Below are 25203 nucleotides of genomic sequence, written 5' to 3'. Positions count from 1 at the left end.
GCAGCGTCATGAGTGAGATGGAATCGAAGCTTCGCCAACGCACAGTTGGCAAGCTGGACCGATCCCGTGATCCCGCGATCCTCAACGCCGCTCTTGCCGCATTGACCGAGAACGGGTACGACGCCACGAACATGGACGACATCGCCGCGCGCGCCGGTGTCGGCAAGGCCGCGATCTACCGGCGTTGGTCGTCGAAGGCCGCGTTGATCACCGATGTCCTCGTCTACTGGCGACCCGATCTGCGTACCGAGGACGCCCCCGACACCGGGAGTTTGGCCGGCGACATCGAAGTGCTCATCGACCGCGCGGTGCGCTTCGACAACGGGTTGATCACCAACGACCTACTGCTGCGCGTGGCGCTGGAAGCCACTCGCGATCCCCAACTCGCCACGGCTATCGACGATTTGATGCTGCTGCGGGGCGGACGTCAGATCACGACTATTCTGGCCCGCGCCGTGGCCCGCGGTGAAATCCCCGCCGACCGCGACTGGTCGCTGGTCGCCAACGTCCTCACGGCAATGAGCCTGCTGCGAGTAGTCAACGGACAAACCGTCGACGCGAAGTTCCTGCGGCAAGTCACCGACACTCTCGTGCTGCCCGCGCTGAATTTATGAGGCCCGGCGTCGACCGATAACGCCCTCGGTCCAGGCCCGGTCCTCCGTGTACAGCGCCTCGCCCTCCTGCTGCACGCGCTTGCTCTTACCGGCCTCGTGACCCTGGCCGGCGGGCGCGGCGCCCATCGGCATTCCCATACCCGCACCCCCTTTGTTCAATGCCGCGTACGCGGCCGGGATGGGGACACCGCCGCCGGCGACCGCGAAGGGCCGGGACATCGCCGCCGAGTCCGGCGCGAGCTGCAACGGCATCTTCGGCATCGCCGGAAGGCCGGCGCCGATCGATGCCGGCTTGAGCCCCGCCTTGGCGGACCCCGCCGACGCTTTGGAGTTCGTCACGGCGTCGGTCAGCCTCGAGTCGCTCGGCGCCTGCGGCGCACCGCCGGACGGCAAAGCGGGGATACCGCCCGGGAAGGAGGGCAGACCGTCGGTCGGGAGGGGGAGGGCGTCACCGGGTCCGGGTCGCGGGCCGGGCGCGGCCGGCTCATCGATCTGGTAGGCGACGGGAGGCCGCGGCGGATTGACCGGCGCCAAAGCCGCCCGCTGCTCGTATTCGGCCAGCACCGCCTCCGACTTCGCCTGGTACTGCGCGTAGAGCCGTAGCAGCGAAGGTTTCCCCCATCGTTCCCAGCCCGGCACGCTCTGGTTCGAGATCCATCGCTCGTCGAGCTGCCGCAGCTGCGCGAGGGTGGGGTGCTCGCTGACTGCCCAACGGTGCGCCGCAACGAGGTTTCGGGCCTGGGTGGACAACTGGCCGCACAGTCTGGCCATCTGGTCCAACCACGCCCGATCCAGATCAAAGTGTTGTTCGACGGCGTCGCTCGCGTCGCTGTCCCAATCCGTGAAGGGGCGGAACCGGAAGCTGGCGTGTGACAGCGTTCGCAGGTAGGCCGCCCACTCATCCGCGAAGTCGAGAAGAGATCTGCCCTGGTCACCCTGCATCAGGGCCTTCGCCGCCTCTTTGGTCGGGTAGTAGGGGATGGGGTCCGAGGCCGCTAGGGCAACCGTGCTGGTCAGCATCACCGGCTCCACGTCGCGATCCGGGTGACGGGGCGCTACCGCGGCCACGGACGTCTCGTTGACCATGGCGTCCGCCGCCAGCTCGTCGGTCTCCTCGTAGGCTTTGGCCGCATTCCGCAGCGATTGCGCCAGTCGTCCGTGCTCGCGTTCGCCGGCGTCCAGGTAGATCCGCATGTTGTCGGCGGAGAAGCCGAGTTGTTGGGCCGCCCGGGCGGCCAGCTCGAGAGCGCACGGCGCGTGGCCGTTTTCGGTCGGTACGCCCGCTATTGGAACGTCGAGCTCGCCTGCTCGGGCGATCAGCTCCGCGTACTCCACGTTCAGCGTCTTTGTCATCGCGATTCGTCTCCTGGCTGCTTACTGCGGTCGGTGTGGTTATCGCTTGATAACTTGAACATAGGTTATCAGTCGATAACCAGATGTCAAGCGTTGTTCGCCGCCAAACTGGACGCCGCCGGCGGCGTGGCCTAGGTGTTGCGCGCAAAAGCGAGCCCGCGACAGCGCGCCGGCTTATTGGTTCAAGGCGGCGAGCGGCTAGATCTCGATGCTCGGTCGGGTGGTCTGGACGTCTAAACCGTCTGCAGCAGAAGCGATTTCGTCTAACCGAGCGGGGTCGGCCAGGAGTGCGACCATCGCGAAATCCAGGATCTCGTCCGGGCTGACCTTCAGTGACGGCGTCAGCGCGTCGAACAGCGCCTGCAACAGCCTCGACGCCGATACCGGGTTGATGGCCCGCACGTCACCTTCGGCCTGCGCCGCTTCGATCAGATCGGCGAGCGCGTGCTCGATCTTCGCGGCCAGCTGCTGCTCTGCGCTGAAGCGGTCCTGCCACAGGTCTGGGGTGGCGATGACCGAGACCACCACCTCGGGCGAGGTATGCAGATGGTCAAGGGATTCCCGCAACATGCGGTGCAGCTTGACGACCGCCGGCGCGCGCAGCGTCGCAAGCTCATCGGCCAGCTCGCCCGGCCACTCCAGGGCAAGGCGCACCAGTGCCGCGAAAATGTCGCTTTTGGCCGAGAAGTGCTTGTAGAGGGCCGGCTGCTCGACTCCGACGGCGGCCGCGATATCGCGGGTGGAGGTGGCGGCGTACCCCTGCTTGGCGATCAGCTCTGCGGTGGCGCGCAGGATGCGAACCTTGGTCGAGTGCTTGGCATCCGCGGGCATGTGGCTGAGGTTAGTCACCCCCTGGCATGCCCGTGCGATCTGGCTCAGACTGAAGCGGCGACAACACCAGCTCATGCCGGAGAGGGCAGAATGACTTCCTTAGAGCTAACCAGCACGGGGACAGCGGATTTCACCGAGGGCGATGTCTACTTCATCGGCAACGCCACCACCCTGATCCGTTTCGGCGGCCTGACGATCCTGACCGATCCGGCCTTCCTGCACAAGGGCGAGCATGTGTTTCTGGGCCATGGCATCTGGGCGCGCCGCGAGGTCGAGCCGGCCTGCCAGATCGCCGACCTGCCCCCGATCGATCTGATCGTGTTGTCGCACTACCACGGTGACCATTTCGACGACGTCGCAGCGAAGGAACTAGACAAGACACTGCCGATCGTCTCGACGGCCGACGCGGTGGGCAAGCTCGGTGCCCTCGGCTTCGAACGGGGCTACCCGCTGGATACCTGGGAATCCCTGCAGGTGCACAAGGGTGACGCGACGCTGACGATCACCGCGATGCCGGGCAAACACTCCGCCGAGGAGGCGGTCAATGAGCTGCTGATGCCGGTCAATGGTCACTTGCTCGACTTCAGCCGCAACGGCGAGCAGCTCTACCGGCTCTACATCACCGGGGACACGATGCTCGTCGACGACCTCGAGGACATCCCGCGCCGCTACCCCGACATCGACCTCGGCCTGATCCACACCGGTGGCACGACCTTCCTGGTCACCGTCGTCACAATGACGGGCGAGCAGGGCGTCCGGGCCGTCGAGATCACCCAACCGCGAACGGCGATCCCGATCCACTACAACGACTTCTCGGTGTTTCTCTCGGGCCTCGACGACTTCAAGAAGGCCGCCGAGGCCTCGTCGGCGCAGACGAAATTCGTCTACCTCGCCAACGGCGAGACCTACACGTTCACGCCCAGCGCGTGAGGACAACAATGAGCATCGGACGAAACTAAGGACGGGGACGAGCAATGGTTAACAACGAAGGTATTGGCACGCTGAAACTCGAGTGCCCGCAAACGCATCCGGTGGGCCGGATTCTCAAAGAGGCCCCGCAACACCAAGTCGTCTACGACCCCGGCGCCCAGGTGGGGCCGCGCCGGTATTGGCCGGACGAAGAGGACCAGCCGCGCTTCATCACGACCTGCCCCCAGTGCGGAAAGCCGGTCGGCGAGTCCACGACCGCGCTGCAGGACAAGCATCGCAACCTGCTCTTCAGCATGTCCGAGATCACCGAGGTCGCGACGTTGCCATATGTGTAGAGGCGGCCGTCGGCGGTGCCGGGTCTTGCGCATACTGTAAGAGTTTCAGTAGCGAGCCGATGCGAGAGGGATCCCGTGACGCAGACCCCGCAGAGCACACCCCTGCCCCCCGACGGGGATTGGCTGGGCACCCCGTATCTGTCCTTCGAGCGCCAGGGACCGATCGGGGTGTGCACCATCGATCGCCCCGAGGCGCGCAACGCGATGACGCCGGCGATGTACTTCGGAATCCGTTATGCCGTAGGCCTTGTCAACGGAGACCCCGGCCTGGCCGGGCTGTTGATCACCGGCACCGGGGACGTCTTCGCGCCCGGCGGTGACATGACCGGCGGGGGAGGTGTCGACGACTGGATCACCTTCGGCGCCGCGCTGGGGATGGACGTCACGCCGTTCGACGCGGTGCGGACCTCGGCCAAGCCGATCGTCTCCGCCGTCAACGGGCTATGCCAGGGTGGCGGCATGCAGATCGCGCTCTGCAGCGATTTGTCCGTGGTGAGCGAGCGGGCGACCTTCCGTGTTCCCGAGCTGTTCCGCGGCTACGCCGACACCTACTACAGCCAGATGCTGCTGCGTCTGGTCGGGCCGGTACGCACCCGCGACCTGATGTTCACCGGCCGGGTGCTCACCGCGCAGGAAGCTCTCGACTGGGGACTGGTGACCAGGGTCGTGCCGCACGAGAGCCTGTTCGAGGTGGCCCGCGACCTGCTTGCGCAGAGCTGCCGGACCGCGCCGCGCGCCCGCAACGTCATCAAATCCAGCATCGACAACTATCTGGGCCTCTACGACCGCATCGGCATGACCAGCAGCCTGATGGACGCGGAGGCGCGCGAAGGCGTCCGCGCGTTCAAGGAGCGGCGCTCGCCGGACTGGGTGCACCCGGAGCTGCGGACCGAGGGCCGGCTGTGACGCGGTTGCGCGCCTAGTCCTTCAGGTCGATCCACTCGCCGTGCGGGGCCGTGCGCAGCAGTCGTCTGATACCCGCCTGGTCGAACGCCGCGGTGAGTTCAGCCGGGCCCTCGCTGAAGTGGGCCCAGCCGTCGACGTGCGCCGGTATCACCACCTTGGCGCCCAGGACTTCGGCGGCCGCGGCCGCGCGGGCCGAGGTCAGCGTCAGCGGGCGCCCGCGCTCTTTGGTCGGCACGCTCGCGGCCCCCGCGAACAGCACCGCGACATCGATTTCGCCGATACGATCGGCTACCTCGCCGACCGCACTCATCGAGGCGTTGTCCCCGCTCAGATAGATGGTGGGCAGGCCGGGCCCGTACAGCACGAAACCCGTTACCTCACAGTTGACGTGGCCCTCCATGTCGCGCACGCCGTCGGCCGGACCATGCACGGCCGGAACCGCTTGTGCCGCAACGCGTCCGGGTCCACCGGGCAGGTAAAAGGACTGCCACGGCTTGAGCCCCACCGACGGCGGCCCGAAGCGGCCCGCGGCGCCGGGGTTGGTGACGATCAGCGGCGCCGCTTCGGCCATCCGGCGGCCGGCGGTGTCCAGATTGTCGGGGTGCTGGTCGTGGCTGATCAGTACCACGTCGACCTGCCCCAGGTCGTCGGCGCTCACCGCCGGATCGGTCAGTTTGTTCAGGTAGTCATGGGGGCCGGGCGGATCGAAAGTCGGGTCCATCACGATCCTGCGGCCCGCGATGTCGATGACCGTGGTAGGGCCACCCAGCACCGCGATCGCGCCGTCCCGTCGCTTCGCGTCGACTACATCGCCCATGTCGCCCCTGATTGCATTCGCGGAGAATCGATATCGGGTCGAGAGCAGGCTATAACATCGCCGGTCGGCGGATCGCGGTGACTTCGACTTCCACCCGGATATCCGGCCAGACCAGCGCCGGGACCACCGCGAGCATGAACACGGGTTCGTGTCTGATCACCGACGAGCGCACCGCCGCGTAGGCCGGAATGTCGGCGGCGTCGGTCAGCCACTGCCGCACGCTGACGATGTCGGACAACCTCGCGCCGGCCCGCTTCAGCGCGTCCTCGACGTTGCGCCACGCCTGGGTGGCCTCTTCGGTGAAGTCCTTCGGCAGCGTTCCGTCGGGACGCAGTCCGGGCGTGCCGGAGGTGTAGATGACCTCGGAGCCCGCGGGGACGCGGACGGCGTCGGCGTAGCGGCCGATATGAGTGGCGACGCCGGTGTTGATGGATTCGAACGGCCTGCTCATATCACCCTTTCGTCGTGGATCGTGCAGCCCGGCGTTACACCTTGCGGGCGCGATCCTTCCAATATGGTTCGCGGAGTTGGTTTTTCAGGATTTTGCCACTCGCATTGCGGGGCAGTTCGGCCACGAAATCGACCGTTCTCGGGCACTTGTAGCCGGCCAGGTGCTGGCGGCAGAACTCGATGATCTCGGCGGGTTCCAACTCGGTGTCGGCAACGACGATCGCCTTGACCGATTCGCCCCAATGATCGTCGGGCACACCGATGATTGCGGCATCGGCGATCCCGGGATGTTCGAGGAGCACGCTTTCCACCTCGGGGCCGTACACGTTCTCACCGCCGGTGATGATCATGTCCTTGAGCCGGTCCTCGATGAAAAGGTAGCCGTCCTCGTCGAGGCGCCCGATGTCGCCGGTGCGCAGCCAGTAGTCGGCGGTGATGGTGTCGGCGGTCGCCTCGGGCCGATTCAGATACCCGATCATGCGCTGATCGCTGCGCACCCAGATCTCACCGGACTCGCCGTGCGGCAGCAGGTCGCCCGACTCCGGATCGACAATGCGAATCTCGTTGCCCTGGGCTGCTTTTCCGGCCGACGTGAGCAGCTCGGGCCGACTGGAATTGCGATGGTCGTCCGCGTCCAGCGCCGCGATTGCGCCACACAGCTCCGTCTGTCCATACACCTGCACGAAGTTCATCTCGGGCCATGCCGCGAGCGCGCGCTGTAGCAACGGCAGGGGCATGGGTGCCGCTCCGTAGACGAGGTAGCGCAAACCCGACATCGCCGCGATTGCCGGTTGTCCGGCATCCAGGAACCGACCGATCACCGGCGGCACCAAAAAGGCATGCGTCGCACCGGCTTTCACGGCACCGATCAGTGTCGCCGCCTCAGGCTCACGAGTCAGGAACGTCGGTGCGCCCGCCCGGATGCCGAAAAAGGCGTACGCGATACCGCCGACGTGGAAGAGCGGCATGGCCACCAAGTTGGCGTCCCCTTCCGAAAACGGGAACGGCGGAGACAGATTCACGATGTGATTGACCAGCGCACGCTGGGTCAGCTGAACACCTTTCGGGCGCCCGGTGGTGCCCGAGCTGTAGATCGTGATGGCCGCGTCGGTGTCCGCGACGTCGGGATCGACGTCGACGGGTGACGCCCCGGCGAGCAGAGACTCGTATTCGTCGTCGGGGCCGCCCACCACGATGATGCGCTCCACGCCCGGGACTTTCGCGCGGATTGCCTCGACCGCGGGCGCCAGCTCGGCGCCGACGACAAGCACGCGCGCGCCGCTGTCATTGAGCACGTGGACGAGCTCGTCGCCGATCACCCGCCAGTTGACGATCGTGGCCACCGCGCCGATCGAGGTGGCTCCCAGCAGGATTTCCAGACAGGCGGGGTGGTTCTTGTCCAGGAAAGCCACCACCTGGCCACGCCGCAAACCGGTGGCCCGCAGCACTCCGGCTGCCTGGCGAATCCGCGACGCCCACTGTGCCCACGACCACTGCCGCTCGCCGAAGTGGATCGCAACGTCGTCGGGCCGGTGCCCCGCGTGCTGCTCGACCATTCCGACGAGCGTCTCCGTCGTGCCGGTGCTGACGTCGGCTGGTGGCATTACTCTCTCCGCTCATCGAAGCTCAATGGGTTCCCCAAGTTCAGTCAAGCCAAGGCTAGTCACCGTGTCCACAACGAGTTCGGTGAGAGTAGGAGCCTCTATCCTGGGAGCAAACCGGTCATGGCTAAAGGCGCCGCACACCGCGAATGATTAGCTGTGATGAACCACAGTGTCCTGGCCCGCGACCTCCCGACCCACGAGGCAGTCGTCGCCCAAGCCCGCGCATTGCAACCGATTTTGGGTAAGCACGCCGCAACGGCTGAAGCGCTTCGCCGGCTACCCGACCCGGTCAACGCCGCCCTCACCAACGCCGGGATGTTTAGGCTGCAGACGCCCAAGCGCTTCGGCGGCTACGGCGCCGGTGTTCGTACCGTGCTGGAGGTGGGCGAGGCGCTGGCCGAGGCCGACGCCTCCGCGTCGTGGTTGGTCGTGCTCGGCGCGACCGGGAGCTGGATGGGGGCGCGGTACTCGCCACCGGCTCAAGAGGAGTTCTTCGGCGTGAATCCCGACGCACGGTTCGCGGGGTCGACCCACCCCGGGCGCGCTCAGCGGGTGCCGGGCGGGCTGAGCGTCTCCGGGCGATGGCCCTACGCGTCGGGCGCCCATCACGCGGACTGGGCGTTGTTGGGCGCGGTCCTGCCCGGCGAGCCGGAGGAGGCGATGCTGTGCGCCATGCCGGCCGCGGAGCTGACCCTGGAAAACACTTGGCGCACTGTCGGTATGCGGGGAACCGGCAGTGACACATGGGTCGGGGACGACGTATTCGTCCCGGACGACCGGGCGGTCTCCCTCGGCGCGATAGCCGAGGGAGACTGGCCGCTGCCGGTTGACGAGCCGATGTACCGGCTGCCGTCGGTTCCGGCGGTGATGGTGCCCCTGCTGGCCCCGCTGCTGGGAGTCGGCCGCGCGGCGCTGCGTTTCGTGGTGGACAACGCGCAGACCAAGCCGTTGGCCGGTACCACGATTCCGCGGCAACGCGAATCCGTTGGGCTGCAGATACGCATCGCGGAGGCGACGATGCGGCTGTCCACGGCGCGGCTGCACGCGTACGACATGGCCGCCACGCTCGATGCTGCCGCGGCCGATGGCCGAACCTTCGGCTACGCCGCCCGTGCGGAATTCCGCGCCCGGCTCGGCTATGCCGCCCAACAGGTCGTCGACGCGCTGTCGATCCTGGTTGATGCGCACGGTGCCGGAAGTTTCGTGGAATCCAGCCAACTGCAACAGTATTGGCGAGACGCCAACACCGCGGCGCGGCACGCGGGCCTGCAGGCGACGGTCGGCTATGAGGTCTACGGAAAGTCGATCCTGGGGATTTCCGAGCGCATCAGCTCCACGGTGTGAGCCGCGTAATCACGCCGTTGCCAAGGCGATTCGCGTCCGCGACCGGTAGGGGTCGGTGAAGGGCAGCCAAGCCTCGTCAAGGTCGGGCAGGTCGGCGGCGGCGGTCAGCGCGTCGATCACCCCACGCACGGTTTCGCGGTTCTCGATGCGCCGCCACACCAGCGACCACGTCCAGTAGGGTGCGGGCGCGGCAATCGGGCGCTGCACGAGGTCGGCCGGCAGCGCGGCGGTTTGGGCCTTGGGGGAGCTGAGCACCGGCCGGCCCAGTCGGCGGACGTGCTCGAAAAACATTGGGGCAGCGAGCCCGCCGTCGCTGATTCGCACCGTGCGAGCGCCAGTCTCCCTGGCGAATTGCTCCCCGTACCGGTTCCACGAAAACCAGCTGCCGGAGTCGGCGTCGAGCAGCACAACCGCGTCGGCCGCGTCGACCGGAGAAGTGTCCGAGCCGACGCTGACCGCGTAGAGCTGTTCGGCGCCAATGAGATGCGCATTCAGGCCATGCCGGTCCAGGTCGGAAGAGCGCACCCCGCAGATCGCCAAATCGACGCCGCCCTCGGCGACCCGAGTGACCTGAGCGTGCGACGGCAGCACCCACGTGTCGATGTGCACCTTCGCCACCGAGGAGGTTCGATCGGCCAGGTCCGGGGGAAGCCACTGCGCATAGCCGACCCGCACGGGTTCGGCCAGCGACAGCCCGATTGCCGACCGGCGCAACTGATCTGCCTGATCCAGCAGCGTGCGGGCCAGCGGAAGCAACGCCGCACCCGTTGCTGTGAGGGTGACCGAACGCCGGTCGCGATCGAATAATCGCACCCGCAGATCCCGCTCGAGGACCTTGATCTGCTGCGAAAGCGATGGTCCGGCAATGCATAACCGCTTGGCGGCACGACCGAAATTCAGCTCTTCAGCGACTGCTACGAAATAACGAAGGTGACGCAACTCCACATGGAAAATGCTAGTGGGACACTGGGAGTTACGGCCTAGCAGAATCCTGTTGACAACGTATGTAACCATTGCTGGGCAAACCCCCTGATGAAGGAATCAACACATGGTCAATGTTGATCGCGCCCGTCATCGCACGTTCGTCGTCACGGGCGCAGCGTCGGGCATCGGCCTGGCTACCGCGCGGCGGCTGATAGCCGAGGGCGGAACAGTCATCGGGGCCGACCTGGAATCCCCACCCGACTTAGGACCCGACTTCCACTTCGTGACGGCCGACGTGACCGACGAGGCTGCCATCGAGGCAGTGCTGGCCGCGGTGCCCGGCCGCCTCGACGGCGCCTTCCACGCCGCCGGTGTCGCCGGGGGCGGCCCCGTCCATCTGCTCGACCGCGCGGAGTGGGATCGCGTGATCGGGATCAACCTCACCGGCACGTTCCTGGTGGCCAAGGCGGCTTTGGCCAAGATGATCGAGCAGGACCGGGTCGACGGCGAACGCGGCTCGATCGTGACCGTCGCGAGCATCGAGGGATTGGAAGGCACCGCGGGCGGCAGCTCCTACAACGCGGCCAAGGGCGGGGTGGTGCTGCTCACCAAGAACATCGCGCTCGATTACGGCCCGAGCGGCATCCGGGCAAACGTCATCTGCCCCGGTTTCATCGATACGCCAATGGCCCAAAGCGTTTTCGGGCTGCCGGGGATGGAAGGTCCGCTGGCCTCGATCACCGAGGAGCATGCGCTGCAACGGCTCGGCCGGCCGGACGAGGTCGCGGCCATGGCGGCGTTCCTGTTGTCGCTCGACGGGTCGTTCGTCAGCGGTCAGGCCATCGCCGTCGACGGCGGCTACACCGCGGGCCGCGATCACGGAGTCGTCAAACTCTTCGGCTTTCCCGAATAGCGCCTTAAGATTCGCGCATGGTCACTCCTGACGATGCGATCGAGGCGATTCGAGGTACCGGGGGAGCTCAACCGGGCGCTCGGGCGTTGCACGCGAAAGGCACGCTGTACCGCGGCACGTTCACGGCAACCCGCGATGCGGCGGCCCTGTCCCGGGCAAAGCATCTCGACGGCAGCGAAGTCCCGGCGCTGATCCGCTTCTCCAACGGATCGGGCAACCCGAAACAGCCCGACGGCGCATCGGGAGTGCGCGGGATGGCGGTGAAGTTCACCCTGCCCGACGGATCCACCACCGACGTGTCGACGCAGACCGCCCGGCTGTTCGTCTCCGACAAGCCGGAGGGCTTCGTCGATCTGCTCAAGGCGATGCGGCCCGGTCTGACGACGCCGCTGCGCATGGCGAAGTACTTCGTTACCCATCCCCGGCTGCTGGGTGCGTTGCCGGTGGTGCGCGACGCGAACAAGGTGCCGGCCAGCTATGCCACCATCGAGTACCACGGCCTGCACGCCTTCCGGTGGATCAGCGTCGACGGCAACGCCAGATTTGTTCGCTACCACCTGATTCCGGCCGCGGGCGAGAGCTACCTGTCGGGATCCGATGCCCGCGGTGTGGGCCGCGACTTCCTCACCGACGAGCTGAATACGCGTCTGGCCCAAGGGCCGGTCCGGTTCGACTACCGCGTGCAGATCGCCGGGCCGCAGGACTCGACGATCGACCCGTCGGCGCCATGGCGAAGCGTGGAGACGGTCACCGTCGGCACCCTGGAAATCACCGGCCTCGACACCGAGCGCGAACACGACGGCGACATCGTCGTATTCGACCCGATGCGGGTGACCGACGGCATCGAACCGTCCGACGACCCCGTGCTGCATTTCCGAAGCCTGGCGTATTCGGCCTCGGTCAAGCTGCGCACCGGCGTTGGGCGTGGCTCCGAAGCACCCCCGGCCTGACCGAAAGCCGTAGAGCTGCACGAATGCCGGCCCAATGCGGGCGCCGACTAAAGTTTTTGGAAGTGTTGGCTTCGCATGTCGTTCTTATCGGCCTGGCCGGGTTCGCCGCCGGCGCAATCAATGCGCTCGTCGGATCGGGGACCTTGATCACGTTCCCGACGCTCGTCGCCCTCGGCTATCCGCCGGTCACGGCCACGATGTCCAACGCCACCGGTTTGGTGGCGGGCAGTGTGTCGGGCACCTGGGGTTACCGCGCCGAACTGGGCGGACAATGGGATCGATTGCGTTGGCAGATCCCGGCATCGCTGGCCGGCGCCGCACTGGGCGCGTTTCTGTTGCTGCATCTGCCCGAGACGGTATTCGCCGAGATCGTGCCGGTATTGCTGGTGCTCGCGCTATTACTGGTCTTGGCGGGGCCGCGCATTCAGTCCTGGGCGCGCCGCCGGGCCGAAGACGCCGGACGATCGCCCGAGCATGTCACGCCGGCGCGGATGGCGGTACTCGTCATCGGAACGTTTGCCGTCGGCGTGTACGGCGGCTACTTCACCGCCGCCCAGGGCATCCTGCTGGTCGGCGTCATGGGGGCGTTGCTGCCGGAGTCGGTGCAGCGCATGAACGCGGCGAAAAATTTGCTGGCGCTATTGGTGAATGTCGTTGCAGCGGTGGGCTATACGTTGGTGGCTTTCGATCGGATCAGTTGGCCGGTTGCCGGGATCATCGCGGTGGGCTCGCTGGTCGGCGGCTGGGTGGGAGCGCGCTACGGACGCCGGTTGTCGCCGAATGCGTTGCGCGCCACGATCATCGTGGTCGGCCTGATCGGTCTGTATCGCCTGGTCACGATTTAGCGCGATCAGCCCGCAGTGACGGCCGCGGCCTGGTTGATGACGTCCATCATGTCGCCGCGCCGTTGCCAGGCCTCGCGCTGCCGCATCGCGCCATTGCCCTGCGCCATGATGCGGTCGAGTTCTTCGGTGACGCGGTCGTATTCGCCGAGTTCGTCCAGCGCCGGGCGGATCCGTCGTACCAGTGCGTCCAGTCGTTGACGCGCCGGCACCGCGCTGTCGACCGAGTCGATCAAGTGTCCGGACAGTCCGTCGTGGGCGGCCTTCCAGTACGCCGCCCGCAGCACGGCCGGCGGCAGCCGCCCGCCGTCATCGCCGCGGCCGTCGGCCTCGAGCGCCGTCATCACCGCGGCCCGGATGAACGTGGCAAGCAGCACCGTCTCCTCGACCGTCGCCGGTACGTCGGCCACCCGCACCTCGACCGTCGGGAAGTTCGCCGACGGGCGCACGTCCCAATAGACCATCTTGCGATCGAGGATCACCCCGCTGTCGATCAGCATGCGCACAGTGCGGTCGTACTGCTCCGGCGAGGCGAAGAACGGCGGCGCGCCGGCGGCCGGCCAGCGCCGCCACAGGATGCTGCGCCAACTGGCGTAGCCGGTGTCGGTATTGCGATACAGCGCCGAATTCGCTGACAGCGCAAGCAAAGACGGCAGCCACGGTCGCAGCCAGTTGCTGACCTTGATGGCGGCCGCCCGGCCGGGTACCTCGACGTGCACGTGGCATCCACAGATACCTTGCTCATGCGCGACCATCCCGTACTTTTCACCGATCTCCCGATAACGCTCGGTGTCGGTGACGGGAAATTCGTGCGGTGTGACGGGCGGTAGCCCCAGGGCCAGCAGCCGTACTCCAGTGGCCTCGGCGGCCTGCGCCGCGGTGCGCCGCAGCAGTGTGAGTTCCGCACCGAGTTCCGCGCTGCTCGCGGCCACACCTGAGGTGGTTTCGACTTGGCAGCTGGTCAATTCCAGCTGCAGCTGCACGCCACGACGCTGGGCCGCCGCGGCCACCTCGTTATTTCGTGGCGCCGGTTCGCCGGTCTCGGGGTCGACGAGAAGGAACTCCTCCTCCACGCCGAAGGTGGGTACGTGACGCATCCAGCCCGATCAGCCTTTCGGCCCGAGAAGGCGACTGTGGCTCAATGTATGTCGCTACCGAGCCAGCGCGGAGTCGGCGGTCGGGTAGATGGGCAGCACGGCGCTGAGCCCGCACGCGTCGACAATTCGGGAAACGATCCGCTGCGGGCTGACCAACCGCAGTTCGACCCCGCGCCGGCGGAGGATTTCTGCTTGCTCGGCCAGCACCTCGACCGCGCAGCAGGCCATGAAATCCAGTCCGGTGACGTCAACGATCAGCGGGCCTTGGCCCGTGACGACGCCGGCCGCCTCGCTGACCAGGCGGCGCCAGGTTTCTTCGTTGCAGGCGTCGATCTCGCCGCCCGCATAGATGAGCACGGCCGCGCCGCGGCGATCTGTGGTCGCCCGCAGCGTGCTGTGCGGATCGCCAAGCTCGTAGACCAGCCGGGTGCTGAGCATCAAACGCGGGCTAGACGCGGGGGGAGCGAGATCGGTAAATGTCTTCATTTGGGACTCCTAATCGACCGGCACCGATGGCGCCGCGATGGATGTCCGTCCTGGGGTCTGAAGACAGACTTTCCGCGAACCTGCGGATCTCCTTTGTATAACGAGACAGGGCGGTCTGTCTACCTGTGGCGGCTAAGAGTATCGTAAGCCGAAATATGGCAACCTCCGATATCGTGCCTGCCGCTCCGTCTGCCCATGAACGTATTCTGAATGCGGCATATGAGCTGTTCAGCCGGCGTGGAATTCGTGCGGTCGGCACCGATGAGGTGATCGAGCGGGCCGGCGTGGCCAAGGCGACTCTGTACCGGCATTTCGCGACGAAGAACGACCTCGTGCTGGCCGTCCTGGAGCGCCGCGAACAGATCTGGACGCACGGGCTGATCGAGGCGCAGTCCGAGCAGCGCGGCACGACGCCCGAGGAACAGCTGTTGGCGATCTTTGACGTCATGCACGAGTGGTTCCAGCTCCGCGACGGCTTTGAAGGCTGCTCGTTCATCAATGTGCTGCTGGAGCTCGGCGCCGATCACCCCGCCGGGCAAGCCAGCATCGCGCACATCGAACACGTCCGCGACATCGTGCACCGCCGGGCGCTGGCGGCCGGGCTCACCGACGTCGAGGACTTCGCCTCGTCGTGGCACATCCTGATGAAGGGGGCCATCGTGCTGGCGGCCGTCGGCGACCTGGAGGCCGCTCGGCGCGCCCAGAAGATGGCGATTGTTCTGATCGAGCAACACCGGCCGGCGACCGTTGTCGAGATCGAGGAGGCGGCCGGCTAGCTCGGCCGCCCGAGCAGTCAAGCCGGGTCGGCGGCGGTGCTTCCGTGCTGCGCGGCGTGTTCGGCCTCGAGTTCGGCGATCGCGCGAGATGTGCGTTCGCGCAGCAAGATTGCGGCGATGAGGCCGACAATGATCGCGATGACAAGCGCGATCCAGGAGAACCGCTCCAGCCATCGTTCGGCGGCCATGCCCGCGAAATAAACCAGCGCGGTGGTGCCCCCCGCCCAGCAGATGGCGCCCGAGACATTGGCGGCCAGGAACCGCTGGTAGTGCATTTTCAGCGCGCCGGCCAGCGGCCCGGCAAAGATCCGTAGCAGCGCGATGAAGCGCCCGAAGAACACCGCCCGGATTCCCCAGCGATCGAACAGGCGCTCGGCCAGCATGACGTGCCCCGGACCGAAGTGCTTCGGGAAGCGCCGGCCCAGCCTGTCGAAGAGCCCCATGCCGAAGCGACGCCCGATCGAGTAGCCGATCGAATCGCCGATCACCGCGCCGATCACCGCGGCGACGCCGACACCGATCGGGTTGACGGCAAGGTCGTGATGAGACGACATCAGCGCCGCGCTGACCAGAACGATCTCGCCGGGAAGCGGCACACCCAGGCTTTCCACCCCGACCACACCCCCGACCACGAGGTAGACCGCGAGCGGTGGGATGGAATGCAGCAAAGCCTCGACGTTCATGGGTCAAGGATGCCTCAGGGATGCGGGCCGCGGGCCGCAATGTCGTCGGTGGGCGCGGCGTCATCCAGGACGCGGACGGGCTCCAACTCCGGGCGTTTGGGGAATCGCCCGTCGGCCGCGGACAGGCCGCGCATCCGGCGCCAGACCCAAGGGAAGAAGTTCTCCTGCGTCCAGCGCAGCTTTCCGTAGCCGCCGGGCGTGACCGACAACTGCGTGGGGTCGGGGTGCGGCATGGCCCAATCATGGCTGCTGTTAGGCAAATTCAGAGCTTCCGCGGCCGCGGCGGCGAACAAGATGTGCCCTTTCGGGGACGCGTGGACGCGATCGTAACTCCACGTGTCCCAATCGCGCATCGATGCCGCGTTGAACAGATCGACGAGCCGGAACCCGTGACGCTCGGCGGCCTCGGTGATCGCATTGTTGATGCGGGCAAGCCGCTTTGACACGATCCGGCCGAACGGGAGGAATTGCGCGACGTTCGGGAACGTCGTCGTCACCACCGTCGCGCCCGATGTGGCGAGCGCCGCGTAGAGGATATCGAGCTCGGCAAGGGCATTGGGGAAGGTTCGCCCGGGCTGGATGACGTCGTTCATCCCTGCGCACACCGTGATCAGATCCGGCTGCATCGCCAGCGCCTGCGGGACCTGCTCTCGGAGCACGTCGCTCAGCCGCTTGCTGCGGATCGCGAGGTTGGCGTATTGCAACCCCGGGTAGAGCGAATCGAGCATGACGGCGAGTCGGTCGGCAAATCCCAGCAGGCCGGTGGTTTCGTCACCATCCCATAGGCCCTCGGTCTGGCTATCACCGATGGCGACGAATCGGCGGTATCCGGCCTCACTAGCCCCGTACACGCCCACGAGACTAATCCCGATCCGAATTCTGATGCGCGATATCCGCCGCGAAACGCTGTTGTAGCGTGGCTCACGCCGGATCGCTCGGCGTGAGGAGAGTCAATGGAATTCAATCTCGCCCAAGTGTTCTCGGCTGTGGCGGCCGCCAATCCCGATCGCGACTGCATTGTATTTGGACACCGACGATTCACTTTCTCGCAAACTCACGAACGCGCCCGGCGGCTCGCACGGGCACTGCACTCATGGGGGCTGGGCGCGCACCGCGAGCGCCACGAGCTGGCGCCGCACGAATCGGGGCAGAGTCATCTCGGGCTGTATATGGCCAACTGCAACGAGTTCCTCGAGGGCATGCTCGGCGCGTACCTGGCGCGGGTTGCCCCGTTCAACGTGAACTATCGCTACGTCGCCGACGAATTGGTCTATCTGCTGGGCAATGCCGGTGCGGAAGCGGTCATCTATCAGGCGCGGTTCGGCCCGACGCTAGCCGGGGCGCTGCAGAAATCTCAGCTGCCGCCGATGCGGCTGATCCACGTCGACGACGAGTCCGGAAACGCCCCGTTGCCCGGGGCGGTGCGCTACGAGGAGCTGCTGGCGTCGGTGTCCGACGAGCCGCTGGATGTTGCGTTGTCGCCCGACGATCTCTACATCCTCTACACCGGCGGCACCACCGGGATGCCCAAGGCGGTGTTGTGGCGCCAGCACGACATTTACATGAACGCGATGGGCGGACGGCCGGCGTGGGGTGGCGAGCCGGTGACCAGCCTGGAGGACGTCGTCGAGCGATCACGGCTGCAGGGGCCCGGCTCGATGACGTGCGCACCGCTGATGCACGGCGCGGCGCAGTGGGCGTCCTTCATCAGCCTGTGTGGCGGCCGGCCGTTCGTGATGGCTCCGACGACCACCCACTTCGATCCGGCCGAGGCGTTGGCGCTGGCCAGCCGTGAACGGGTGATGTCGGTGTCCTTCGTCGGCGACGCCTTCGGGCGGCCGCTGCTCGACGAACTCGAGTCCGGGGATTACGACCTGTCCGGGCTGCTCGTCGTGGTCACCGGCGGGGCCGCGCTCAGCGCACCGCTCAAGCAGCGTTTCCTGGACCTACTGCCGCACCTGACGATCCTGGACGCGGGTGGCGCCTCGGAATCCGGGGCCCAGATGGTCCAGGCCTCCAATCGCCAGAAGAGCGCGACCGGCCGCTTCGCCCCGAACCCGGGTGCCGTGGTGGTCAGCGAGGACCTGACCCGGATCCTGTCGCCGGGCGCCGACGAGATCGGCTGGCTCGCCCAGCAGGGCCAGATCCCGCTGGGATATCTGGGGGATGCGGAAAAGACCTCGCGGACGTTTCCGGTGATCGAAGGGATCCGGCACTCGGTGCCCGGCGATCGTGCCCGCTGGTTCGCCGACGGCGAGATCGAGCTGCTGGGCCGCGATTCGGTGACGATCAATTCCGGGGGCGAGAAGATCTTCGCCGAAGAGGTCGAGGCCGCGATCGCCGAGCACCCGGCGGTGTACGACGTGGTGGTGACGAGCCGACCCAGCACCCGGTGGGGAAACGAAGTCGTCGCGATCGTCGCGCTGGCCGACGGGCAGCACGCCGACCCCGACAGCATCGTCGCCGAGGCAGCTCGTCATATCGCGCGCTACAAGCTGCCGAAGGCGGTTGTCTTCCGCGACCGTCTGCAACGGTCACCGTCCGGCAAGGCCGACTACCGGTGGGCGAAAGCCCAAGCCGCACAAGATGTCTGAACGCACCTCGAGCCGGGGTCGCACGAGCGTCACAATAGGCGTTCTCGTCACGTTGGGTGTGTTCGTGGTCGGTCTGCTGTGGGCGAAGTGGACGCCGTATGTCGGCAAAGCCTTGGCGGCGCAGCGGACTCATCACTGGTCGGGGTCGAGCATCCTGGCGGTCGGTGGCGTGCGGGCCGGGGACGCTCCGACGTGGCACGCGGCGACGACGTTTTTTCACGCGTACTTTGCCTCGATTTGGCCGGCGCTGGTGGTGGCGCTGCTGATCAGTTCCTCGGTGCAGGCGCTGGTGCCGCGGGCGTGGCTGCCGCGGGTGTTGAACCGGCGCGGTTTGGTCTCGAGCGCGCTGGCCGGGGGAGTCGCGAGCACTCCATCGATGATGTGCACGTGCTGTGCCGCGCCGGTTGCTGTTACGTTGCGGCGCAACGGCGTCACGCGCACCGCGGCCATCGCCTACTGGCTCGGGAACCCGTTGCTGAATCCCGCGGTACTGGTTTTCCTGTTCTTCGTGGCTCCCTGGCAATGGTCGCTGACCAGGGCAGTCGTCGGCATCGCGACGGTAATCGGCGTTGGGGTGGCGGTGGGACTGGTCACCGGTGCCCGCGGGGTCGGACCACCGCCGACTGACGCGATCGCGCCGGATGATGACGAATCTGCCGGGGCCGCAGCACGATTCGTGCGCTCACTGCTCTGCTTGTGTCTGGTGCTGTTGCCGGAATACGCGATCATGGTGCTTGTCGTCGGGGCGTTCCGCGGGTGGCTGGTGACGCTGACTCGCCCTGGGCACCAAGGCCTGCTGATCGTTCTGCTCGCCGCGATCGTCGGCACGCTGCTGGTCATTCCGACGGCGGGGGAGATACCGATCCTGCAGAGCCTGGCACTGTTGGGCGCCTCGTCGGGCACGCTCGGGGCGCTGCTGATCACCCTGCCCGCCATCAGCGTGCCCGGTGTCGCAATGGTCGCGCGCAGCTTCGGATGGAAGGCCATCGCGACAGCAACGGTCGTGGTCGTCGTGGCGGGGTTGCTCGGCGCGTCGGTCCTGAGCGTGCTGTGAGGCGTGCGGCCCGGGGTGGCTGTCGATGGCCTTCGGCGGAGGCGGTTGCCGTTATGCCCGCCTCTGAGCGACAACTGAGGAGTTGATGGGGGCCGTCGTGTCGCCGACGCGGCGTTGTCGCTCGGAGGCGGGCAGATTGCATGCCCACTCGGACAGAGACGGGTGTGGCGATTGCGGCCACTGAGTACCGTGAACTCGTGCAGAAGAAGGAGCGGCAGGCCGCGAACGAGCCGGCGGCCGATTCTCTTGTGCCGCAGTACCCGATCGAATCGGTCGACAACGCGCTGAAGCTGCTGCTCCTGCTGGGCGAGCAGCCTCAGATCCGGCTCAGCGAGGCGACCCGCTATCTCGGTGTCGCATCGTCCACCGCGCACCGGCTGCTGGCGATGCTGACCTATCGCGGCTTCGTCCGCCAGGACCCGGTGTCCAAGGCCTACCTGCCCGGTCCGTCGCTCACCGGTGTGGCGTTTGCGATCTTCAGCCGCATCGACATTCAGGGCTCCGCCACACCGGTCATGCGCGGACTGTCCGACCAGCTCCGGGAAACGACGCACATCGGGATGCTCGACGGCGCCAACGTCCGTTTCGTCGCCGCGGTCGAGGGCCCGGCCGCCGTCCGGGTCGCTTCCCGATTGGGCCGCACGATGCCGGCGCATTGCACCTCGACGGGCAAGGTCATGTTGGCCCAGTTGTCGCGGCCGGAATTGCATGCGCTGCTGCCCGACGAGCAACTGGAGCGCATCACCGCGCGTTCGATCGGCAGCCGCGCCGAGTTGGAGGACGAGCTCTCCCGCATCCGCGAGCGCGGCTACGCCATCAACCGGGAGGAGAGCGAGGAAGGCGTCGCCTCGGTCGCGGTACCGATACCGACCCGCGCTCCCGGCCTGCGACTCGCGCTCAATGCGGCCGCTCCACAGCACCGGCTCGACAGCGCGCAGCACGCGTCCACGGCGGCCGTACTGATCAAGGCGGCCAAGGAGATTGGCGATCAGCTGGGCTGAGACGGCTGCTCAGCTAGCGAAACTCGGTGTCCGATAAGGGATTTCGGCTCGGAGGAAAACATCGTTGAGCGTGACGGTGCGCAACTGGCGGGCCCGGATGATCTCCACCAACTGCCCGTACACATGGGTGACCGGTGCGTGGTTGAGATGGCCGATCACGATGTTTTGCGGCGCGAAGTACTGGTCGGCGAGCTTGACGATTTGGTCTTCGGAAAGCACTGCGGAATCGCGCAAGTCGCCGTTCCACAGCGTCGGTACCTGGTAGCCGAGGTCGGCGGCCACCGCGTCGACGACCGCGTTGTGGTGGCCGTACGGCGGACGGAAATACGGTGCGGCGTCCACGCCATAGGTAGTCCGCAGGAACTCGTCCGTGCTCTTCAGTTCGTCGGCGATCTGCTTCGGCGACAGCTTCGTCAGGTCCGGATGCGTCCAGGTGTGGTTGGCCAGCTGGATCTGCCCGGACTCGACGAGCGGGCGCAGCAGCGCGGCATTCTCCGTCCAGGAGCGAAAGACGCCGGTGACGAAATAGGTCAGCCGCACGCCACTGTCCTTGGCGAATTGGGTGTAGGCCCGCACCACATCGGTGTCGACGCCGTCGTCGACCGTCCACGCCAAGAGATCGCCGTTGCCGGGAAGCTGTTTGAGCACAGAGCCGCCGGGCAGGGTGACACGCGCCTCCGGGCCCGGCGGCGGCAACAACTTCGGCGGCGCCGGTGCGACCGGGTTGGGCGCGGATCCGATCACGTCGGCTCGGGCCACCGTTTCTTTGGGGCCGTTCGCGGTAGACAACGAGATCCCCGTGACAGCGACGGTGGCTGCCAGCGCGACCAGGAACCGCCGCCGGTCCATTTCGGTCACGTGTGCACTCCTTGATCCGGTTGAAACCTTTGCAAGGCTAAGCGGGGCGCGCGAGCAATCCGGTCTGTAACCGTCGAGTGTCGCCGGAGGATATGAACTTGTGACCTTCGAGGTCAGTGGGCTCGCAGCCGGGCGACCTCGTGGCGCCAGGCGGCATCGGCGGTGAAGGCCGGCCCCAAATCGGGCAGGTCGTCCCAGTCGGCGTCGTCGATGTCGTGCAGCGTGCCTCCGGCCGAACGCACCCGCAACGACATTCGGGCCAGCTCGTCGAGGCTGATCGCCTGCAGGATTGCTTGCGGCACAGTGGCTGCGGCGCTGGTGATTCCGTGTCCGCGCAGGATCACCACCGGCCGGTCACCCATCGCGGCCACCATGTCCTTACCGAGCGCGCTGTTGCGGATCAACACGGCGCGTCGGTAAACGGGCACGCCGTCGCGCGCGAGCCAGGCGCCGGGAATGTCGTAGGCCCCGTAGATCGGCCGAATCGTGATGCCGGCCAGATCCGCGGCGACGACCGCCGGTGGGTGTAGGTGCGCGACGGCCCGGTGCCGCGGATGAGCCAGCATGGTCTCGACGTGGATGGGCAATTCGTTGGGGACGCGGTACCCGTCGAGTTCGCCACTTGCGCCGGCACTGCCGTCGAATCGGATCAGGCGGATGTCGCTGGGCGCGGTGTCGGCCACACCGGTATCGGAGTCGCTGCGGCAGCGCACGAGCAGGTGATCGTCGTCGACGCGCAGACTCAGGTGCCCGAGCATCCCGTCGACCAGGCCGCGGGCGGCGGCGACCCGGCAGGCCAGGGCGACCAGCGCGCGCTGGCTGTCCAGCTCGCCGGTCATCGTGGCTCCACTTTCGGTGTGCCGATGCCGAATCCCCCGTCCGGGTGAATGGTCTCACCGGTGATGCCGCGCGACCGGCCCGAGGCCAAGAACACGAACGACCACGCGTGGTCGGCTCCGGAGAGCGCGACGTTCAACGGGGTGCGGGCGGCGACGTCGCGCGCCCGGTTGGGGTAGTCGTCGAGGCGGGTGTCCTTGAGTCCCAGGCTGTTCAGGCCACGCAGGTCGGTATTGAGCGTGCCGCCGGGTGCCACGCCGTTGACCCGGATCTGCGGCGCGAGCTCGTGCGCCAACGACGCCACCAGCCCGCGCACGGCGAACTTCGACGACACGTACAACGCGCCACCGCGGCCGGGGTAGTACGACGACGCGGACTCGGTCAGAATGATCGACGGCTCGGTCCCGTTGCGCAGCACGGGGATCGCCGCCTTGACGGACTGCAGATGGCTCAGCACGTTGGTGCGAAACATTTCGTCGAATGCGTCCGCCAGGTTGTCCGCGTCGAGATCGGCCACGCCCCGGTAGAAGTCGAAGACGCCCACGCAGTTGACCAGGATATCGAGCCCGCCGAAGGAATCGACCGCCGCGGCGACCGCGCGGTGGTTGGCCTCGCTGGTGATCGCGTCTCCCTCGACCACCCGAACGTCGGGCAGCTGCCCGGCCAGCGCGCCACATTTCTGCGGATCACGTTCCAGCACAGCAACTCTGGATCCCTCGCCGAGGAAGGCGTCGACAACGGCCCGGCCGATTCCGGATCCGCCGCCCACCACCAATGCACGTTTGTCGTGCAACCAAGTGGTCACTCCGGGTCGGGGAGCAGCGGCGCTTGAGAGTTCCCCACCATCGCCGCCATCGTTGCCGGGTTCTGCCACGTCAGTGCCTCCACCTCTAGTGCGTCCAGGCTGATCCACCGCCCCGTTCGCGGTGCGCGGATCAGCAGTCTCGATCCATTGCGGGTGTCGACTCGCCGTATCACGACCTCGGTGAATTCGTTTGCGACCGTGATCGGTTCGCCGACCGCGCCTGCCGTCAACCGCTCGAGTTCGTCGTTCACAGGAACACCGCCAGGTTCTGCATCCGCAATACCGACTCGTCGGCGTCGATCCTGCGCCGCGCGAGTTTCCATCGATCATCGCACCAGCGCAGCAGGTCTTCGCGACCGCAGGACAGCAGCGCGCTCTCGTTGACGTCGCCGCGGCTGCGGAACAGCAGTTCGGCGGATTCGACCACCAGGTGTGCGTCGTCGGATTCGAATGTCCGCACATTCGTGACGAAGTGGCGCAGCCGCGACGGCGGGTCCTCGGCCCACGCGTGTTCGGTGCCCATCCGCGCGACTCGCTGGCGCAGCGAGTACTTGTCCTCGTCGAAATGCGCCATCCCCGGAGAGGTGTCGAACCCGGCGCCGCGTGCGGTCGTGACACGGACCGGCATCACGTAGCGGATATCGTCGGTCAGGGTTTCCAGCCACAGCTCGTACTGCTGGGCGTCCAGCAGGTACGCCTCGTCGACCAGAAACTGATGCGCCTGCAGATGCCGGGGGTCATCAAAAGGTAACGACGGCAAGGCCTTTCGTGAAAAATTCGGGCTCATACGCCGACCCCCTGCAGATAGTCGGCCCACAACTTGAGCAACTCGCGCTGGTTGTACTCGTTGTAGCCGACCTGCGCGCGCCCCGGGCCGTGGAAGGACTCGGCGGGCAGCGCCTCGACCACCGGGCGATCGTCGGACAGTAGGCCCATCCGGCTGTTGAGCAGCAGCCGTCGTGCCATCGAGCCGCCCGCGGTGGTGGTCAGCGACACCCAGTTCTCCACGTCGTCTTGTTCGAACATGCCGGTCGAGCCGAAGCACATCAGATACGCCTTGTAGGAATCCAATTTGTACTGCGGTGGCGCGGCGGAGTCCACCGCGAACCACGAGCAGACTTCGGTTTCATTCTCACTGATGGGCTGCCACAAGCGGATCGAGATGAAGGGCAGCACCTCGTCATGCCGGTCGTGCACCCCGTCTCTTACGCGGGGCCAGTTGTGCACGAAGCTCAGGTTGGGAAAGCAGGTGGCCGCCGAGATCATGAACCCGTCCTCGCCGACGACCCGCTGTTGCTGCGGTGTCCACACGCCCTTGATCCGCTCGATCATCTCGTCGGGATAGCCGACATAGCGCATTCGTTCCTCGAAGCTGCCCGGCGGCAGCTTGTAGGTGGTCCCGCCGCCGCGTTGCGCCCAGTAGGTCGCGCCGTCTTTGCGCTTCTGCGCCTTGGGTTCTCGGAACAGGCCGATCTCCACGATCGACGCGTGCGTGTGCGGTGTGTGGTACATGTCGCCGGAGAAGTTCTCGGCGCCGATCTTCCAGTTTGCCTTGATCCGCCAGCGCTGCGGCCCCCGCACTTCCAGGCCGCCGGTGCTCTGCTTGGTGTAGAAGTCCAAATAGAACCGGAAGTCGCCGAGGAATTCCTCCAAGGGCTTCGCGTGCGGATCCATGCTGATGAACAGCAGGCCGTTGTAGCTGGCGAAGTTCGGTGCCGGCAGCAAGCCGTGGGCGCTCCTGGTGAAGCCCTCGTCGCCGCCATAGGCCTCGCGGTGGAAGGGCAGGCCGGTGAGCCGTCCGTCGTTGCGATACGTCCAGCCGTGATACGGGCACCGGAAGTTGGAGGCATTCCCCATCTCCGCCCGGCACACCTGCATGCCGCGGTGCAGGCACATATTGAACATCGCCCGGATGTCGCCCTTGGCGTCACGGGTGAGGATGAAGGAATCGTCGAGGACCCGGCGCACCACGTAGTCGCCGTCCTGCGGGATCTCCGATTCGTGGCCCACGAACGTCCACGCCCGGCTGAACAGCCGCTCCTTCTCGAGGCCGAACAGCTGCTTGTCGTTGTAGATGTGCGCGGGGATCATGCCGCGGCGCACATTCTCGAACACGCCGTCCTCGAAATCGTCTGCCACGGGTACCTCATCACTTCTGCTATACAGAAATATCTTCTTCTAAGTAGAATCCCGCAGAAT

Annotated in this window: 28 protein-coding genes; 12 read left to right on the top strand and 16 right to left on the bottom strand. The window is 66.6% G+C overall.

The genetic code is table 11. The features are described 5' to 3' along the window. The first annotated feature begins 8 nt into the window (after nt 1-8). Complete coding sequence (locus tag LMQ14_RS17230) at nt 9-614, top strand: TetR/AcrR family transcriptional regulator (protein WP_267730757.1); 606 nt, start codon at nt 9-11, stop codon at nt 612-614. Here the strand turns inward: LMQ14_RS17230 and LMQ14_RS17225 are convergent. Then, complete coding sequence (locus LMQ14_RS17225; protein WP_267730756.1) at nt 609-1967, bottom strand: PPE domain-containing protein; 1359 nt, start codon at nt 1965-1967, stop codon at nt 609-611. The genes LMQ14_RS17230 and LMQ14_RS17225 overlap by 6 nt on opposite strands. 198 nt (nt 1968-2165) lie before the next feature. Beyond that, nucleotides 2166-2798: a TetR/AcrR family transcriptional regulator gene (locus LMQ14_RS17220; protein ID WP_267730755.1), complete on the bottom strand. Its 633-nt coding sequence runs from the start codon at nt 2796-2798 to the stop codon at nt 2166-2168. Nucleotides 2799-2888: 90 nt separating this feature from the next. On the opposite strand from LMQ14_RS17220, the gene LMQ14_RS17215 reads away from it, so the two are divergent. The 3 genes from LMQ14_RS17215 to LMQ14_RS17205 all read left to right on the top strand — a co-directional run bounded on the left by LMQ14_RS17215 (nt 2889) and on the right by LMQ14_RS17205 (nt 4969). Then, complete coding sequence (locus LMQ14_RS17215; protein ID WP_267730754.1) at nt 2889-3728, top strand: MBL fold metallo-hydrolase; 840 nt, start codon at nt 2889-2891, stop codon at nt 3726-3728. Between the two features lie 44 nt (nt 3729-3772). Next, nucleotides 3773-4063, top strand: a complete 291-nt coding sequence (locus LMQ14_RS17210; RefSeq protein ID WP_267730753.1) for a hypothetical protein — start codon at nt 3773-3775, stop codon at nt 4061-4063. 75 nt (nt 4064-4138) lie between these two features. Continuing rightward, complete coding sequence (locus LMQ14_RS17205; RefSeq protein ID WP_267730752.1) at nt 4139-4969, top strand: enoyl-CoA hydratase/isomerase family protein; 831 nt, start codon at nt 4139-4141, stop codon at nt 4967-4969. Nucleotides 4970-4982: 13 nt separating this feature from the next. Here LMQ14_RS17205 and LMQ14_RS17200 read toward each other — a convergent pair whose 3' ends face one another. The 3 genes from LMQ14_RS17200 to LMQ14_RS17190 are packed head-to-tail and all read right to left on the bottom strand — an operon-like array spanning nt 4983 to nt 7840. Continuing rightward, entirely contained in the window at nt 4983-5786 is an 804-nt protein-coding gene (locus LMQ14_RS17200; RefSeq protein ID WP_267730751.1) for an MBL fold metallo-hydrolase, read from the bottom strand. 49 nt (nt 5787-5835) lie between these two features. Further along, the gene (locus LMQ14_RS17195) at nt 5836-6237 is read right to left on the bottom strand and encodes a RidA family protein (protein WP_267730750.1); all 402 of its coding nucleotides are present in this window, start codon (nt 6235-6237) and stop codon (nt 5836-5838) included. A 34-nt stretch (nt 6238-6271) separates the two neighbouring features. Continuing rightward, complete coding sequence (locus LMQ14_RS17190) at nt 6272-7840, bottom strand: long-chain-fatty-acid--CoA ligase (RefSeq protein ID WP_267730749.1); 1569 nt, start codon at nt 7838-7840, stop codon at nt 6272-6274. A 159-nt stretch (nt 7841-7999) separates the two neighbouring features. Here LMQ14_RS17190 and LMQ14_RS17185 point away from each other — a divergent pair, with 159 nt between their 5' ends. After that, nucleotides 8000-9184 carry an acyl-CoA dehydrogenase family protein gene (locus tag LMQ14_RS17185; protein ID WP_267730748.1) on the top strand — a complete coding sequence of 395 codons (1185 nt, stop codon included), beginning with the start codon at nt 8000-8002 and terminating at the stop codon, nt 9182-9184. Nucleotides 9185-9193: 9 nt separating this feature from the next. Here LMQ14_RS17185 and LMQ14_RS17180 read toward each other — a convergent pair whose 3' ends face one another. Further along, on the bottom strand, nt 9194-10129 hold the full coding sequence (locus LMQ14_RS17180) for a LysR family transcriptional regulator (protein ID WP_267730747.1): 936 nt from the start codon (nt 10127-10129) through the stop codon (nt 9194-9196). A gap of 103 nt (nt 10130-10232) precedes the next feature. Here LMQ14_RS17180 and LMQ14_RS17175 point away from each other — a divergent pair, with 103 nt between their 5' ends. Genes LMQ14_RS17175 through LMQ14_RS17165 form a run of 3 tightly spaced genes read left to right on the top strand, consistent with a single transcriptional unit; the run spans nt 10233 to nt 12816 of the window. Continuing rightward, entirely contained in the window at nt 10233-11021 is a 789-nt protein-coding gene (locus LMQ14_RS17175; RefSeq protein WP_267730746.1) for an SDR family NAD(P)-dependent oxidoreductase, read from the top strand. A gap of 17 nt (nt 11022-11038) precedes the next feature. Further along, nucleotides 11039-11971: a catalase family peroxidase gene (locus LMQ14_RS17170; RefSeq protein ID WP_267730745.1), complete on the top strand. Its 933-nt coding sequence runs from the start codon at nt 11039-11041 to the stop codon at nt 11969-11971. Between the two features lie 23 nt (nt 11972-11994). Continuing rightward, a complete protein-coding gene (locus LMQ14_RS17165) occupies nt 11995-12816 on the top strand; it encodes a sulfite exporter TauE/SafE family protein (protein WP_420714531.1) in 822 nt (273 codons plus the stop codon). A gap of 5 nt (nt 12817-12821) precedes the next feature. Here LMQ14_RS17165 and LMQ14_RS17160 read toward each other — a convergent pair whose 3' ends face one another. After that, a complete protein-coding gene (locus LMQ14_RS17160) occupies nt 12822-13910 on the bottom strand; it encodes a glutamate--cysteine ligase (RefSeq protein WP_267730743.1) in 1089 nt (362 codons plus the stop codon). A 54-nt stretch (nt 13911-13964) separates the two neighbouring features. Beyond that, nucleotides 13965-14396 (bottom strand): anti-sigma factor antagonist, encoded by a 432-nt coding sequence (locus LMQ14_RS17155; RefSeq protein ID WP_420714530.1) that lies wholly within the window; start codon nt 14394-14396, stop codon nt 13965-13967. Nucleotides 14397-14551: 155 nt separating this feature from the next. On the opposite strand from LMQ14_RS17155, the gene LMQ14_RS17150 reads away from it, so the two are divergent. Beyond that, nucleotides 14552-15172, top strand: coding sequence for a TetR/AcrR family transcriptional regulator (locus LMQ14_RS17150; RefSeq protein ID WP_267730742.1), 621 nt, complete (start codon nt 14552-14554; stop codon nt 15170-15172). 17 nt (nt 15173-15189) lie between these two features. On the opposite strand, the gene LMQ14_RS17145 is transcribed toward LMQ14_RS17150, so the two are convergent. Continuing rightward, nucleotides 15190-15855, bottom strand: a complete 666-nt coding sequence (locus LMQ14_RS17145; RefSeq protein WP_267730741.1) for a DedA family protein — start codon at nt 15853-15855, stop codon at nt 15190-15192. Between the two features lie 14 nt (nt 15856-15869). Beyond that, on the bottom strand, nt 15870-16706 hold the full coding sequence (locus tag LMQ14_RS17140; RefSeq protein WP_267730740.1) for an SGNH/GDSL hydrolase family protein: 837 nt from the start codon (nt 16704-16706) through the stop codon (nt 15870-15872). A 102-nt stretch (nt 16707-16808) separates the two neighbouring features. Between LMQ14_RS17140 and LMQ14_RS17135 the strand changes: the two genes are divergently transcribed. The 3 genes from LMQ14_RS17135 to LMQ14_RS17125 all read left to right on the top strand — a co-directional run bounded on the left by LMQ14_RS17135 (nt 16809) and on the right by LMQ14_RS17125 (nt 20504). After that, nucleotides 16809-18449, top strand: a complete 1641-nt coding sequence (locus LMQ14_RS17135; protein ID WP_267730739.1) for an acyl-CoA synthetase — start codon at nt 16809-16811, stop codon at nt 18447-18449. Further along, nucleotides 18442-19503 (top strand): permease, encoded by a 1062-nt coding sequence (locus tag LMQ14_RS17130; protein ID WP_267730738.1) that lies wholly within the window; start codon nt 18442-18444, stop codon nt 19501-19503. The genes LMQ14_RS17135 and LMQ14_RS17130 overlap by 8 nt, the downstream gene beginning before the upstream one ends. A 140-nt stretch (nt 19504-19643) precedes the next feature. Next, nucleotides 19644-20504 (top strand): IclR family transcriptional regulator, encoded by an 861-nt coding sequence (locus tag LMQ14_RS17125; RefSeq protein WP_267730737.1) that lies wholly within the window; start codon nt 19644-19646, stop codon nt 20502-20504. Between the two features lie 9 nt (nt 20505-20513). On the opposite strand, the gene LMQ14_RS17120 is transcribed toward LMQ14_RS17125, so the two are convergent. From LMQ14_RS17120 to LMQ14_RS17095, 6 genes are all read right to left on the bottom strand, one after another. Continuing rightward, nucleotides 20514-21353 carry a polysaccharide deacetylase family protein gene (locus LMQ14_RS17120; protein WP_267735564.1) on the bottom strand — a complete coding sequence of 280 codons (840 nt, stop codon included), beginning with the start codon at nt 21351-21353 and terminating at the stop codon, nt 20514-20516. A 122-nt stretch (nt 21354-21475) separates the two neighbouring features. Next, the gene (locus LMQ14_RS17115) at nt 21476-22201 is read right to left on the bottom strand and encodes a class II aldolase/adducin family protein (protein ID WP_267730736.1); all 726 of its coding nucleotides are present in this window, start codon (nt 22199-22201) and stop codon (nt 21476-21478) included. Beyond that, nucleotides 22198-23004 (bottom strand): 3-(cis-5,6-dihydroxycyclohexa-1,3-dien-1-yl)propanoate dehydrogenase, encoded by an 807-nt coding sequence (hcaB, locus tag LMQ14_RS17110; protein ID WP_267730735.1) that lies wholly within the window; start codon nt 23002-23004, stop codon nt 22198-22200. The genes LMQ14_RS17115 and hcaB overlap by 4 nt, the downstream gene beginning before the upstream one ends. Then, nucleotides 23001-23255 (bottom strand): dihydrodiol dehydrogenase, encoded by a 255-nt coding sequence (locus LMQ14_RS17105; RefSeq protein ID WP_267730734.1) that lies wholly within the window; start codon nt 23253-23255, stop codon nt 23001-23003. The genes hcaB and LMQ14_RS17105 overlap by 4 nt, the downstream gene beginning before the upstream one ends. After that, entirely contained in the window at nt 23252-23791 is a 540-nt protein-coding gene (locus tag LMQ14_RS17100; protein WP_267730733.1) for a 3-phenylpropionate/cinnamic acid dioxygenase subunit beta, read from the bottom strand. The genes LMQ14_RS17105 and LMQ14_RS17100 overlap by 4 nt, the downstream gene beginning before the upstream one ends. Next, on the bottom strand, nt 23788-25095 hold the full coding sequence (locus LMQ14_RS17095) for a Rieske 2Fe-2S domain-containing protein (RefSeq protein WP_267735563.1): 1308 nt from the start codon (nt 25093-25095) through the stop codon (nt 23788-23790). The genes LMQ14_RS17100 and LMQ14_RS17095 overlap by 4 nt, the downstream gene beginning before the upstream one ends. Between the last annotated feature and the right edge of the window lie 108 nt (nt 25096-25203).

Source organism: Mycobacterium sp. Aquia_213 (assembly GCF_026625985.1).
GTDB lineage: Bacteria > Actinomycetota > Actinomycetes > Mycobacteriales > Mycobacteriaceae > Mycobacterium.
Note: the sequence above shows the minus strand (reverse complement) of the source record. Positions and strands in the feature narration are given on the sequence as shown.

Coding starts and splice junctions, on each gene's coding strand:
- LMQ14_RS17135 (WP_267730739.1), top strand. CDS start 16,809: ATGGAATTCAATCTCGCCCAAGTGTTCTCGGCTGTGGCGGCCGCCAAT.
- LMQ14_RS17100 (WP_267730733.1), bottom strand. CDS start 23,791: ATGAGCCCGAATTTTTCACGAAAGGCCTTGCCGTCGTTACCTTTTGAT.
- LMQ14_RS17145 (WP_267730741.1), bottom strand. CDS start 15,855: ATGAACGTCGAGGCTTTGCTGCATTCCATCCCACCGCTCGCGGTCTAC.
- LMQ14_RS17170 (WP_267730745.1), top strand. CDS start 11,039: ATGGTCACTCCTGACGATGCGATCGAGGCGATTCGAGGTACCGGGGGA.
- LMQ14_RS17230 (WP_267730757.1), top strand. CDS start 9: ATGAGTGAGATGGAATCGAAGCTTCGCCAACGCACAGTTGGCAAGCTG.
- LMQ14_RS17125 (WP_267730737.1), top strand. CDS start 19,644: ATGCCCACTCGGACAGAGACGGGTGTGGCGATTGCGGCCACTGAGTAC.
- LMQ14_RS17190 (WP_267730749.1), bottom strand. CDS start 7,840: ATGCCACCAGCCGACGTCAGCACCGGCACGACGGAGACGCTCGTCGGA.
- LMQ14_RS17155 (WP_420714530.1), bottom strand. CDS start 14,396: ATGAAGACATTTACCGATCTCGCTCCCCCCGCGTCTAGCCCGCGTTTG.
- LMQ14_RS17165 (WP_420714531.1), top strand. CDS start 11,995: ATGCCGGCCCAATGCGGGCGCCGACTAAAGTTTTTGGAAGTGTTGGCT.
- LMQ14_RS17210 (WP_267730753.1), top strand. CDS start 3,773: ATGGTTAACAACGAAGGTATTGGCACGCTGAAACTCGAGTGCCCGCAA.
- LMQ14_RS17115 (WP_267730736.1), bottom strand. CDS start 22,201: ATGACCGGCGAGCTGGACAGCCAGCGCGCGCTGGTCGCCCTGGCCTGC.
- LMQ14_RS17095 (WP_267735563.1), bottom strand. CDS start 25,095: ATGATCCCCGCGCACATCTACAACGACAAGCAGCTGTTCGGCCTCGAG.
- LMQ14_RS17120 (WP_267735564.1), bottom strand. CDS start 21,353: ATGGACCGGCGGCGGTTCCTGGTCGCGCTGGCAGCCACCGTCGCTGTC.
- LMQ14_RS17185 (WP_267730748.1), top strand. CDS start 8,000: ATGAACCACAGTGTCCTGGCCCGCGACCTCCCGACCCACGAGGCAGTC.
- LMQ14_RS17150 (WP_267730742.1), top strand. CDS start 14,552: ATGGCAACCTCCGATATCGTGCCTGCCGCTCCGTCTGCCCATGAACGT.
- LMQ14_RS17130 (WP_267730738.1), top strand. CDS start 18,442: ATGTCTGAACGCACCTCGAGCCGGGGTCGCACGAGCGTCACAATAGGC.
- LMQ14_RS17225 (WP_267730756.1), bottom strand. CDS start 1,967: ATGACAAAGACGCTGAACGTGGAGTACGCGGAGCTGATCGCCCGAGCA.
- LMQ14_RS17175 (WP_267730746.1), top strand. CDS start 10,233: ATGGTCAATGTTGATCGCGCCCGTCATCGCACGTTCGTCGTCACGGGC.
- LMQ14_RS17215 (WP_267730754.1), top strand. CDS start 2,889: ATGACTTCCTTAGAGCTAACCAGCACGGGGACAGCGGATTTCACCGAG.
- LMQ14_RS17195 (WP_267730750.1), bottom strand. CDS start 6,237: ATGAGCAGGCCGTTCGAATCCATCAACACCGGCGTCGCCACTCATATC.
- LMQ14_RS17200 (WP_267730751.1), bottom strand. CDS start 5,786: ATGGGCGATGTAGTCGACGCGAAGCGACGGGACGGCGCGATCGCGGTG.
- LMQ14_RS17160 (WP_267730743.1), bottom strand. CDS start 13,910: ATGCGTCACGTACCCACCTTCGGCGTGGAGGAGGAGTTCCTTCTCGTC.
- LMQ14_RS17220 (WP_267730755.1), bottom strand. CDS start 2,798: ATGCCCGCGGATGCCAAGCACTCGACCAAGGTTCGCATCCTGCGCGCC.